Below are 10,793 nucleotides of genomic sequence, written 5' to 3' on the forward strand. Positions count from 1 at the left end.
CTACGTTAAAATGATAATAATACAGCTGGATAGAGAAAAGGAATGTAGCGAATGACTTATCAGATAAATTTATTTAAGTTCTTCTTATCCATGGAGGATCATTTATTTCGGATTCAAAAGGCGGAGAAGATTAAACATCTATGGAAGGTTACTGGGTTACTTCTCTTCTGTAGTGTAATGATTTACGCATGGATGGCTTATTTAGGAATGGGTACGAATTTAATATCAGAAAATGCCGTGAGTCTGACAGAGACACAATATGAATCAAGTAAATTCTGGTTTATCATTGGTCGGGCAGCATATGGCTTATTATTTTCAATCATCATTCTATTTTTACCAAGCTTTCTATTTTATTTATTAACGGATATCCCGTATCAGAAACTTATGATTTTGCAGCAGATCGTACTTGTAATCATGCTGATTGAAAGGCTGATCTGGATACCACTCGCGGTTTTGCTTGGACTTGATTGGTATGTCACGCCACTGTCATTTGGAATCATTGCATCCTATTTAACGGAAACACCTTTGATCATTTATTTCTTAGGAGCAATTTCTCTATTTCAACTCAGTATTATTTGGTTGCAGGTGAAATACTTAGGAAAGCTATCGGAAACAAGGAAAAGCGTTATTTGGATAACCGTCATTTTATTACATCTAATCGGTTGGTGCCTTGCTGCGGTTATTGCCTTTACCGATTCATACATGATAAGTAGGTGGTTTAATTGATGCGAAAAAGAATAATACAGCTACTCGTCATTTTATTTATTGGTGTAAACTTCCTGCTCGTGTATATGGATAAGGAAGGAAAAGTCGAGCGAACGGCATATATTAATGATTGGACCCAAAGCTTTGCAGCGGATTTAGCGGATAAGCTGTACACTCCAGGAGTTTTAGCTTCGGTTAGTGAGAGCCAGCTGTACTTCGACAAAAATCTAGGCAGCTTTAAGGACTTTTTAATTGGTGAAGGAGAAGTTGTTTCAGCAGGAACACCTTTATATACATACGAAGTGCATAATTATTATAAATCAGAAGCAGGTTTGTTGAATGAGCAAAGTAAATTAGAGGAAGAAGTATCTGCGATTGAGCAAGCAATGGAGGAAATGGAAAGTTATGAAATTCCTAGTACTGCGCAAAATGCCCCAAGCGCTTTTACACTGACTGAAGAGGAGCTAAAGGTTGAATTTCCAGAAAGTACTGTTGACGCAACGCTAATCAAGGGACAATTCATCGTCGAAAAGGAAAAAGAATTGGCACAGAAAAATGCGGAATTGACGAGTATTGAGAATCAATTATCAGAACTGCAAGCAACTGGAGATACGATAACTGTTGAGAGTCCTTATGAGGGAAGAATTAAGTCGATTGCAACAACTTTAGAGGATCCAATCATCACGATTGAAAGTGCTGATCTACATGCGGTTGGTGAGCTGACAGAAAGTGAACGTATGAAAATCGAACAGGGCTTAGCTGTCGAAGTGATGCTAAGTGAAAGTGATGCTGCTGTAATTACCGGTACAGTCGAAACGGTGAGTGAAGCTCCGAGGAAGTTAGAAATCGAGGGAGAAAGTATTTATCCATTCGATGTTACCCTTGACGAGGACGCAGAAGTTGAAGACCTACTTCCTGGTTTCCATGCGGATTTAGCGATTACGATGGAAGAAGCGTTAGGAGTAACAACACTCTTCCAGGATGAAATTTTTACCGATTCTGTTTGGAAGATGTCAGAAGAAGGCAGTTTGGTGAAACAAACGGTTGGAACAGGTATTCATATGGACGACATGGTAGAAATCACCTCTGGTATTAGTACCGGTGAATGGATTGCGAAAGAACCTGCGAGACAATTTCGAGAGAATGCTACATTTATCACGCCACTAAAAACAGCTCCGCTTACGAGAGAATCATTAAAGACGGACTGGGCCGAGAGTCTTGTGACTGGAATATTATCGAGATAGAATAATGGAGGAGTTGGCTACCGTGCCGACTCCTCTTTGTATATGACAGCTTCTTCAAGCAGCTGTCTTTCATGGTATAGCACGTTGAGCAATGCCCCGACCATTAAAACAATTCCTGTTAAGAAGAACCAGATCATTAAGACGATAATTCCGCCAATACTTCCGTATGTAGCAGAGTAGTTTCCGAAGTTACTTACATAAAAGGAAAAGCCGACTGTTAGTAGTTGCCATAGGACACTAGCAGAGACTGCTCCAAGTATAATATGTTTAAACGGCATTTTCTTGTTTGGTGCAAAACGATAAAGACAAAGTAAGAAGGCAGATAATACGATAATACTAACCACCCATCTGCCGACCTGTAATAACAATGTCGTCTCGTTTGTGATTCCTGAATAAGAGCCGAGATACTCGACAATAATATTTCCAAAAACGGGTAATAGGATTGCGACGATAAGTGCGAGTATCATACCGATCGTTAATCCGAATGCAATCAGTCTTACGACAATAAAGGAGCGCGTCTCCTCCACATCATAGGCTTCGCTCAACGATTTAATGAAAGCATTGACACCATTCGATGCAGACCAAATCGCCCCAATTATACCGACTGTTAAGAGACCGCCGCGTGGTGTTTCGATAAAACGGATAATACTTTCTTCAAACATCGAAGTAACTTCCACTGGTACAAAGGATTGAATAAACTGTACCACCTCACGCGCATCGATATTAAAGTAAGGAATAATGGCAAAGCAAACGATTAGCAGCGGAAATACCGCTAAAAGATAATAATAAGCTTGCGCCGCAGCAAGGAGTGGCACATTTCCTTCTTTAAATTTCTTCATTAAACCAGTAGCATAGTATTTCAACGTTGACATCATCATCCCCCTCAAAGCTATTTGCTATCTCTATACCCGAAAATCACTTCATTGAATCTTTCTACCGAATTAAAGCGCGTTAACGTTTTATTTATGGGGACAAGTGGTATAATATTAACTATAAGAGCGTGTTCATAAGGGAGGGTATCTACATATGGAAATAATTTACTTAGCGATTCTTCTATGTGCCATTGGATTTGCGATAGCAGCTATTTATATTTCCTTTGTCTTAAAACGAGTGGCCGATGTGACGAAAACGTTAGGAACGACCTTGAAAGAAGTAGAGCAACAGCTTCAAACGATTACCCCACAATTAAGTATCTCAATTAAAGAAACGGCGAAGCTAGTAGATGACACCGGTGAGAAGATGAAAGCAACCGATAGCATCTTTGATTCGATTGATAATGTTGGGAAATCCATTTATACGCTGACAGAAGCATATAAGACAAGTACGGCGAAGTTAAATGATGAACAATTTCAGCAAAGCCTGAAACCGATCGTTGAGATGCTGAAGTGGAGTGAAGTCGTTTCTCAAGTATTTTCAAAATGGAAGAAACAACCTTCTAATAAAAATGAAGTGATGATTCGAAAAAAAGCAGATATCGTACCAGTAAATACAGGGAATGAGGGATATTAGATGACATTAGTTGGAATAGGTGTATTACTTATTGGGATTGCATTTATTGTGTTAGCAATTTTTATTGGCCATGTATTAAATAATTTAGCGGGTGTACTTCAAGGAATGGATAAAACGGTGCAGCAGCTACCAAAGCAGCTAGATGGCATTTTTAAAGAAACAGGCAATATGATTAGTGAGAGCAACCATACATTGGTCGACGTAAATGACAAGTTAAAACAATTAAGTCCCTTATTCTATGTTATGGGTGATGTTGGAAATGTAACGAGAAAGTTCTCTTCTTCATTAGTAGATGTTACCAATTCGATTAAAACCAAGACTGAAGAAGGAAATGAAATAACGGAGAAGAAGAAGCTTGGTGGCATTTACGGCACATTTGCATTAGGATACTACTGGTTTAAGAAACGTAAGCAGTCGAAGCGGGAAGAAGGGGCATTTTCGAATGAATACAAGTAATTCGGTGCTCGCAATACCGGCAGTATTAGCGGGTGTACTAGGCGGTGCGGCCCTTGCATTGGTCGATCATAAAGCAACCGGTCGATTAAAGGTAGAAAAACCTTCGATTATGGAACGGTTAAAGCAGGCGGAAAATCAACTTTATTTGGATGGTATGGAGCGTGCAAATCTGATTGAGGAGATAAAGCTGGAAGTTGAGCAAACAATTATACGATAAAATAAAGATTCATTCAGCAGAGGCTTTACTGACCCCTCTTACATGCAGGATAAATTTTTTTATAAAAAATAGGATGTCCCTTGGAGATAACTGGGAGCATCCTATTTTTAAGTAGTTAAGAAAGTATAACGACTTTCTGAACGAATAAGTGTAACTAAGGCTGTCACCGAAAGGCTTGGTTAAACCTTAGTTTTCTAATTATTTTTTGCCACTTTTAAATAAGAAATATCCAAGGGTCAATACACCGTACAGTCCCTCTAGATTCTTGCCTGTGGTGAATTCATTGGCAGATTCCGTTTTTACCTTTGTTTCATCAGCGACATTGACTACCAATGAGCTAAGGCGGTTTGTTGCCCTACCAATATTTCCGACAGTGTAAAAGAGTGGGCTTAATTCCTTAATCCGTGTGTTCACTTGATTTAATGTTTCCACACTAGTTCCCATTACCTCTGTTGTTTTTGAAGTTAAATCTGCAACGGTTTGTGGTAGCTGATCCGTCGTCTTTTGTACGCTTGTAAGTACACCTGCTAAGTTAAGCAGTGGTTTTATTAACACGATAACAAGTATTAAAAGTGCAATGCCGATAACAAGTACGCCAATTCCTAACCAAGTCATTTTGCTGGCCCCTTTCCATTATGTGTAAACAACCTCTATTAGTATTATTCTACCCATTATTTTAATTATAGTAAACTTTTCTCGTTAAAAATAGCGGAATGTCTTCTTTATTTAGTCATAAATGCCGAACTTGTCCCATAAAATAATGGAGCATGAGTAAGGGGTGATTGATATGAGACGAATGAATATACCTGTTTTATGGGTACTTGGTGTTCTATTATTAGCATTTCTCATTTTCTTTCCGATTGAAAAAGATAATTCGGCTTCGAATTCCAATTTCGCTTTGCCACTTTCAGGGAAAGTGATTGTTCTTGATCCTGGCCATGGCGGGGCAGATGGTGGTGCAGTTGGTGCGGATGGGACGATAGAAGACGATATTGCACTAAAGGTTTCAAAAAAACTCCAGAATTATTTGCAGCAGTCAGGTGCCATTGTCTATTTGACGAGGGAAGAAGACAAGGATCTAGCTGCGGAAGGTACGAAAGGTCTTTCTCGCAGAAAGGCGGAAGATATTCGCAATCGACTCCAATTTATTCAAAATAAGGAAGCGGATTTATTTTTAACGATTCATTTAAATGCATTACCATCGAAACGCTGGCGGGGTGCACAAACCTTCTATTATCCAAGCCAGGACGAAAATAAACATTTGGCAACGATGGTTCAAGAGGAAATCATTCGTAATTTGGAAAATACAACCCGTGTACCACTGAAGATTGATGGGATTTATTTGTTGAAGCATGCGGAGGTTCCAGGTGCATTGGTGGAAATCGGCTTTCTGTCGAACGAGGAAGAACGGGAATTATTGAAGCTCACCAGCTATCAGGAACAGATGGCTGCCAGCATTTACGAGGGAATATTACGGTATGCTACCGAGAACATCAAAAAAGAGGAATGAAAAGGGATTCATATTTCTAAAGAATTCCCTATTTTATGTTATACTTACAATGTATAACGTTGATAGGGAGGATCGGTTATTATGCTAATGAAAGAAGAAGTTGTTCAACTACTGAACACGGTAAACGACCCGTTTTTACATATAACGCTTAAAGAAACAGAAGGCATTAAGCAAATCACGATTAAAGAAGAAAAGAAGCATATTAGTGTAAAAATCGCGATTGCTAAAATAAATACAGCAGAACAAATGCAATTACAGCAAGAAATAGTTGCTATTTTGAAGAAAAATGGCGCAACTACGGTTGGTTTGCGTTTTGAACAATTACCGGACGAGGTCATTCGTAAATTCCAGCCAGCAGCGGAACAGGCAAAGGAAGCTTCCCTAGTTGGAGGTAACACGAAAACGAAATTCATTGCGATAGCTAGTGGTAAAGGTGGCGTTGGGAAATCAACGGTAACTGTAAATTTGGCGATGGCTTTAATGCGACTTGGTAAAAAGGTAGGAATTATCGACGCTGACATTTATGGATTTAGTATTCCGGACATGATGGGAATTGAAAATCGTCCTGCAGTTCGTGGGAAGAAAATCATTCCTGTCGAACGTTTTGGCGTGCAAGTTATTTCCATGGGCTTCTTTGTTGAAGATAACTCACCAATCATTTGGCGCGGACCAATGCTTGGGAAGATGCTGAATAGCTTTTTCTCCGAAGTAGAATGGGGCGATTTAGATTATCTTCTACTTGATTTGCCACCAGGCACAGGGGATATTGCAATGGACGTACATGAGTTGCTTCCTTCTTGTAAGGAAATTATCGTTACAACTCCACATCCTACAGCAGCATTTGTTGCAGCACGTGCAGGTCAAATGGCAATGAAGACGAATCATGAGATCCTAGGTGTTGTGGAAAATATGTCCTATTTTGTCAGCAAAAAAACTGGCGAAAAAGAACATGTTTTTGGAGAGGGTGGCGGCAAGAAGCTAGCAGATGTGCTTGAAACGAAAGTGCTTGGCCAATTGCAGTTACAGCAGCCATATATGGAAGAGGAAGTCTTTGCACCTTCTGTATACCAAGAAGATCATCCAAATGGAAAAGAATATCATAAAATAGCTGCTAAAGTTATTGCAAAGATGGAAGAATAGGAAAAGAGCGTCCGTTGGGCGCTCTTTATTTGCTGAACGGCTGGGAAATACCGATATATTTGAAAAGACGGAGATATAATCAGTGACCACGCCGATATTCGACAAAAGTCAAGTCCCAGCAGAGTGGTGCCAAGACTATTGCCCACCACTACTACCGCCACTTGAACCACCACCTGATCCACCACCACCTTGATTACTACCGCCACTTTCGCTAGACTGTCCACTACCGCTTTTTTGTTTTCCTTTCGCTTGCTCTTCCGCTGCTTTTAGTAAGATTTCTTGAATCTTTGCTTGGAATAGTGGTGTTTCTAATGTCTGCTGGATCGTTTCTTCGAGATGGGAACGGAATTGTTGGCTTTTCAGAAGTGTTAAGTTTTGTTCTGTTATTTCTGGATTTTGTAATAGCTCTAGCATGAGTTTTTGATATTCAGCATCACTCATCAAACTTTTCATGAGCTTCTTTTGCTCTTCTTCCATTGATTTCGCATATCCCTCGACAAATTTTGGATCCTTAAACAAGGTAGCCCACATTTCGGCACCTTTATCTGAAACGAGGGTTTCATTAATCGCCTTCTTCACGACGTCAGATTGAATGACAAGCTCTTGCTTCATCTTCTCATCTGCCAACGTTTCACCAAGCGCCTTTTTCCCTTCCTCTGTTTGTAATATATCGACAACCATTTTCTTTGTTTTCTCGTAGTCACCTTCACTGTTAGAGGAACCTTGGCCGCCAGAACAAGCAGCTAATATGATAAGGCATAATCCTATTATGGTAATAACCATGTTGCGTTTCATTCGGAATTCCTCCTTCCATATCCTTAATATGAGTGACTAAATAATAAACTATTCACTTCTTTGAGGAAAAAAGTATCCCTTCATGATAAAATACATGTAATATAACGATCAAATGGAATTAGGAGGATTACGATTGAACAGTCGCAAACTGGTGAATTTTTTATTTAAAACGCTGATCATTGGCGGAATTGCTGGATTAGCCATCAGTTTCTTTGTGGAGGCAGATGTCTATGCAGTAAATTTAAGTCCATTTAACTTTATGGAAATTATTGGCCTAATAATATTCAACATTGGTTTAGGATTTACCTTTAGTGCACTTAGTATGACTGGATTTTTTGCTTATTTATTTATTAATCGATTTGGTTTCAGCTTCTTTCGTTCCTTCTGGCCGGCGGTGCAAGTATTATTAATCGCCTTTATTCTATTTGACTTGATCTATTTCCCGTATCAAGCTGCGGATGGGAATACCTCCATTATTTGGTTTGTTTTGATGGCTGCGATTCTTTTTGTATACGGTTTAATTATTGCACGGATTAAAGCGAAGGAAACGAACAAACGAGCCTTCATTCCTGCTCTGTTTTTAATGGTTGTGATGACCGCGATTGAATGGGTTCCTGGACTGCAAACGGATGGTTTGGATTATGCCTGGCTGATGATTGCGCCGTTACTCGCATGTAATACCTATCAATTGCTCGCATTACACCGCGTGACGAAAGTGGATGAAAAGAAGAAGATGGAAAGTACGAAGAAGAAAAAGACCCCTACTTCTGCTAAAAAAGTAGGGGCGAGTAAAGCATAATGGAAGATACCTCTAAGAATGATTAGGGGTATCTTTTTTCCATTTTAACAGCGGTAAGCCTACCTCTCTAAATTGTTATTCAGGCAAGATTCGTTATGGAACCAGTCGATTTTAGTCTGCTCTTTCAATTGAACGGTTGCTGCTTTGAGATGAATTTTATTCCACAAGTTCAGACTCTGCGTGTGCTTGGTTGATTAATTCCGTTATCGATACGAACTCCAATCCTTTGTTTTTTAACCCAGGTAGAATCGTTTTCAGTGCGCCTGCTGTTTGTTTTGCGGAGTCAGATGCATGGAGTAACAGAATGTCACCATTTGCTGTTTGCTTCATAACCGCATCGACGATTACTTGTGTTCCAGGATTTTCCCAGTCATTTGGATTGATATTCCAATGGATGACCTGGAAACCAAGTCCTTCCGCAAGCTCCAATATTTCCTTATTAAACTGACCACTCGGTGTTCGGAGAAGCGTGACATCCTTATATCCAAGCTTTTTGAAGACCTCTTTTGCATAATATAAATCCTTTCTTACTTGTTCAAGCTCTTGATCAAGGTAGCTTTTATATCGGTAGCCGAGCATTCCTAGATCGTGCTTCCCTTCTGAAATCTTCTTCAATATATCTGGGTGCCGCTCTGCCCACTCCCCACTAACGAAGAAGGTGGCTTGTACTTGATGCTCGCTTAACTGTTCCAAAATATCCAATACACGTTCTTCCCCCCAGCTTATATTAAAGGTAAGACCAATATTTGGTTCCTCTTCACTCCCTTTTGTGAGTGCAACCGATTCTTCTTTGGAAAAAACCGAAAAGCTACCATTTTCATTCACCCAAAGAAGGATAGCGGTAAGCAATGCAATGCTGGGAAGTAGCAGCCAACGTTTCCATCGATTGAATTTCCATACGTAGAAATGATTCATCTTTTTTCCTCCAGTTCAACATCGCGCTTTTATAAAGTCTATGAAGGGAAAAAGCTAAATATGAACAAGCCCCCGCGATAGAAGTAGTTTTATTTAGCAGATATAAGGGCTTTTAAAGCATCTAACTTTATTAGTACAACGAAGGCTATCGTTTAAGGCCGGTTGCTAACTGAATGAACGAATTTATAAGAAGAAAAATATTTGCAAAAAGAAGGATGAATTGCTTGAAATTTGGGGAATAGTATAGGCGTTGGTTGATAAATGTAGGTGACTAAACGCAATTCTCCAAATAATAACCGGCAAAAGTCGCCATTTATCACGAATAGTATTAGTGGCAAGAAGAAAAGTGGGAAACAATGTGATATTTCTCATTTAGAAAATTATCGGATGTGTATAGAAAGCTAGAGGTGTAGTGAATGTTGGGCCTGTTAATTAATGAAATGGAGCAAAAGGAAATTGAATATCTATTGAAACGTGAATTAGAGGAATTACTTTTTGATTTAGAGGATTCTCGAATTGATCAAACAGTGAAAGCGGCAATGCGTGAACGATATCATAAATTATTTCAATTACTTAGAAGAGTCGTGAGTGAACAAGAATGTATGAAATACATGCCGAAGCAAACGAAAAATTGGTAGTACGGGTTGGAGCCTCTAGATGAATGCTATTCATAATAGAGGCTTTTATTTTTCCCTAAGTGTCATTCTAATCTGAAATGAGTTGCGTTGGGATAATATGTGTAGAGAAGTTAATTGCTTGGACAGGGTATTAATGTATATTGAAATTTTGTATGTTGTTGAAGGTGTCTCTTTCGATAGAAGCTTTCTTATTACTTAAGTGTATTTAATGTATTCATCGATAGGTCTGGCTAAACTTGAGTTTTCTAACCACGGTTGATGGTAATGTATTTTGGTGAATAAATGTGGTGCGATGAACTACTAGTAATAGGGGGATTAGTTTCAACAATAATTATTGAGGTTAAAAGGAAAACCGTTAGTACAGATACGAAATTCCTACTGTGAAAGTGCAACAAGGCTAGTCCTCTGACTTAAACTGAAGGGCTGGGGCATAACTGTCGCTCTCAAATATGAAGTTCCACATGGAGCTGCTAATCGATTGTTTGCAAAATAGAGATTAATTTTAATTATTGCTCTTTATTTTTTGCTATTGAACTTGTATTTTATCTATGGTATATTAATTTCTGTTGTCACGTTTACGAAATATAAATTTTTCTTACAAGAAGATTTACAAAAAAGATGTTGACAGCAAACGTAAGATATGTTAAATTTGAATACGTCGCTGAAAACGACAAACGAAATAATTGATCTTTGAAAACTGAACGAAACAACCAGTATGTCAACGAAAAGAAACATGTTTTCTTTTCGACAAAACAAGAAGGTAACACTTCTTAAAGCTAAGACATTATATGGAATTGATTGGTGTCAATTTCATTTCAAACACTTTATTGGAGAGTTTGATCTTGGCTCAGGACGAACGCTGGCG

Annotated in this window: 13 protein-coding genes; 9 read left to right on the forward strand and 4 right to left on the reverse strand. The window is 38.9% G+C overall.

The window, feature by feature from the left end:
• Window positions 1-51: 51 nt before the first annotated feature.
• Both CWR48_RS02365 and CWR48_RS02370 read left to right on the forward strand, forming a co-directional pair.
• A complete protein-coding gene (locus CWR48_RS02365; RefSeq protein WP_115771441.1) occupies window positions 52-726 on the forward strand; it encodes a hypothetical protein in 675 nt (224 codons plus the stop codon).
• A complete protein-coding gene (locus CWR48_RS02370) occupies window positions 726-1,949 on the forward strand; it encodes an efflux RND transporter periplasmic adaptor subunit (protein WP_115771442.1) in 1,224 nt (407 codons plus the stop codon). Before CWR48_RS02365 ends, CWR48_RS02370 begins: the two co-directional genes overlap by 1 nt.
• Window positions 1,950-1,966: 17 nt before the next feature.
• Here CWR48_RS02370 and CWR48_RS02375 read toward each other — a convergent pair whose 3' ends face one another.
• Window positions 1,967-2,827: a YihY/virulence factor BrkB family protein gene (locus CWR48_RS02375; protein ID WP_342772427.1), complete on the reverse strand. Its 861-nt coding sequence runs from the start codon at window positions 2,825-2,827 to the stop codon at window positions 1,967-1,969.
• A gap of 148 nt (window positions 2,828-2,975) precedes the next feature.
• On the opposite strand from CWR48_RS02375, the gene CWR48_RS02380 reads away from it, so the two are divergent.
• The 3 genes from CWR48_RS02380 to CWR48_RS02390 are packed head-to-tail and all read left to right on the forward strand — an operon-like array spanning window position 2,976 to window position 4,131.
• Window positions 2,976-3,458: a DUF948 domain-containing protein gene (locus tag CWR48_RS02380; RefSeq protein WP_115771444.1), complete on the forward strand. Its 483-nt coding sequence runs from the start codon at window positions 2,976-2,978 to the stop codon at window positions 3,456-3,458.
• Window positions 3,459-3,914, forward strand: coding sequence for a DUF948 domain-containing protein (locus tag CWR48_RS02385; RefSeq protein WP_115771445.1), 456 nt, complete (start codon window positions 3,459-3,461; stop codon window positions 3,912-3,914). It abuts the gene before it with no gap.
• Window positions 3,901-4,131 (forward strand): hypothetical protein, encoded by a 231-nt coding sequence (locus CWR48_RS02390; RefSeq protein ID WP_115771446.1) that lies wholly within the window; start codon window positions 3,901-3,903, stop codon window positions 4,129-4,131. Before CWR48_RS02385 ends, CWR48_RS02390 begins: the two co-directional genes overlap by 14 nt.
• 198 nt (window positions 4,132-4,329) lie before the next feature.
• Here CWR48_RS02390 and CWR48_RS02395 read toward each other — a convergent pair whose 3' ends face one another.
• Window positions 4,330-4,746 (reverse strand): DUF948 domain-containing protein, encoded by a 417-nt coding sequence (locus CWR48_RS02395; RefSeq protein WP_115771447.1) that lies wholly within the window; start codon window positions 4,744-4,746, stop codon window positions 4,330-4,332.
• 172 nt (window positions 4,747-4,918) lie between these two features.
• Here CWR48_RS02395 and cwlD point away from each other — a divergent pair, with 172 nt between their 5' ends.
• Complete coding sequence (gene cwlD / locus CWR48_RS02400; RefSeq protein ID WP_115771448.1) at window positions 4,919-5,641, forward strand: N-acetylmuramoyl-L-alanine amidase CwlD; 723 nt, start codon at window positions 4,919-4,921, stop codon at window positions 5,639-5,641.
• A gap of 81 nt (window positions 5,642-5,722) precedes the next feature.
• Window positions 5,723-6,781 carry an Mrp/NBP35 family ATP-binding protein gene (locus tag CWR48_RS02405; protein ID WP_115771449.1) on the forward strand — a complete coding sequence of 353 codons (1,059 nt, stop codon included), beginning with the start codon at window positions 5,723-5,725 and terminating at the stop codon, window positions 6,779-6,781.
• A 135-nt stretch (window positions 6,782-6,916) separates the two neighbouring features.
• On the opposite strand, the gene gerD is transcribed toward CWR48_RS02405, so the two are convergent.
• Window positions 6,917-7,576 carry a spore germination lipoprotein GerD gene (gene gerD / locus CWR48_RS02410; RefSeq protein WP_115771450.1) on the reverse strand — a complete coding sequence of 220 codons (660 nt, stop codon included), beginning with the start codon at window positions 7,574-7,576 and terminating at the stop codon, window positions 6,917-6,919.
• 133 nt (window positions 7,577-7,709) lie between these two features.
• Here gerD and CWR48_RS02415 point away from each other — a divergent pair, with 133 nt between their 5' ends.
• A complete protein-coding gene (locus CWR48_RS02415) occupies window positions 7,710-8,375 on the forward strand; it encodes a KinB-signaling pathway activation protein (protein ID WP_115771451.1) in 666 nt (221 codons plus the stop codon).
• A gap of 156 nt (window positions 8,376-8,531) precedes the next feature.
• Here CWR48_RS02415 and pdaB read toward each other — a convergent pair whose 3' ends face one another.
• Window positions 8,532-9,290 carry a polysaccharide deacetylase family sporulation protein PdaB gene (gene pdaB, locus CWR48_RS02420; RefSeq protein ID WP_115771452.1) on the reverse strand — a complete coding sequence of 253 codons (759 nt, stop codon included), beginning with the start codon at window positions 9,288-9,290 and terminating at the stop codon, window positions 8,532-8,534.
• Between the two features lie 416 nt (window positions 9,291-9,706).
• Between pdaB and CWR48_RS02425 the strand changes: the two genes are divergently transcribed.
• Window positions 9,707-9,928, forward strand: coding sequence for a hypothetical protein (locus tag CWR48_RS02425; protein ID WP_115771453.1), 222 nt, complete (start codon window positions 9,707-9,709; stop codon window positions 9,926-9,928).
• Window positions 9,929-10,793 lie beyond the last annotated feature (865 nt).

It is taken from the genome of Oceanobacillus arenosus, from assembly GCF_003369575.1.
Lineage (GTDB): Bacteria > Bacillota > Bacilli > Bacillales > Amphibacillaceae > Oceanobacillus > Oceanobacillus arenosus.

What these genes read in the sequence shown, in the direction of transcription:
- CWR48_RS02425 (WP_115771453.1), top strand. Translation starts at nt 9,707, where the DNA reads ATGTTGGGCCTGTTAATTAATGAAATGGAGCAAAAGGAAATTGAATAT.
- CWR48_RS02390 (WP_115771446.1), top strand. Translation starts at nt 3,901, where the DNA reads ATGAATACAAGTAATTCGGTGCTCGCAATACCGGCAGTATTAGCGGGT.
- gerD (WP_115771450.1), bottom strand. Translation starts at nt 7,576, where the DNA reads ATGAAACGCAACATGGTTATTACCATAATAGGATTATGCCTTATCATA.
- CWR48_RS02405 (WP_115771449.1), top strand. Translation starts at nt 5,723, where the DNA reads ATGCTAATGAAAGAAGAAGTTGTTCAACTACTGAACACGGTAAACGAC.
- CWR48_RS02385 (WP_115771445.1), top strand. Translation starts at nt 3,459, where the DNA reads ATGACATTAGTTGGAATAGGTGTATTACTTATTGGGATTGCATTTATT.
- CWR48_RS02365 (WP_115771441.1), top strand. Translation starts at nt 52, where the DNA reads ATGACTTATCAGATAAATTTATTTAAGTTCTTCTTATCCATGGAGGAT.
- CWR48_RS02370 (WP_115771442.1), top strand. Translation starts at nt 726, where the DNA reads ATGCGAAAAAGAATAATACAGCTACTCGTCATTTTATTTATTGGTGTA.
- pdaB (WP_115771452.1), bottom strand. Translation starts at nt 9,290, where the DNA reads ATGAATCATTTCTACGTATGGAAATTCAATCGATGGAAACGTTGGCTG.
- CWR48_RS02380 (WP_115771444.1), top strand. Translation starts at nt 2,976, where the DNA reads ATGGAAATAATTTACTTAGCGATTCTTCTATGTGCCATTGGATTTGCG.
- CWR48_RS02375 (WP_342772427.1), bottom strand. Translation starts at nt 2,827, where the DNA reads ATGATGATGTCAACGTTGAAATACTATGCTACTGGTTTAATGAAGAAA.
- CWR48_RS02395 (WP_115771447.1), bottom strand. Translation starts at nt 4,746, where the DNA reads ATGACTTGGTTAGGAATTGGCGTACTTGTTATCGGCATTGCACTTTTA.
- cwlD (WP_115771448.1), top strand. Translation starts at nt 4,919, where the DNA reads ATGAGACGAATGAATATACCTGTTTTATGGGTACTTGGTGTTCTATTA.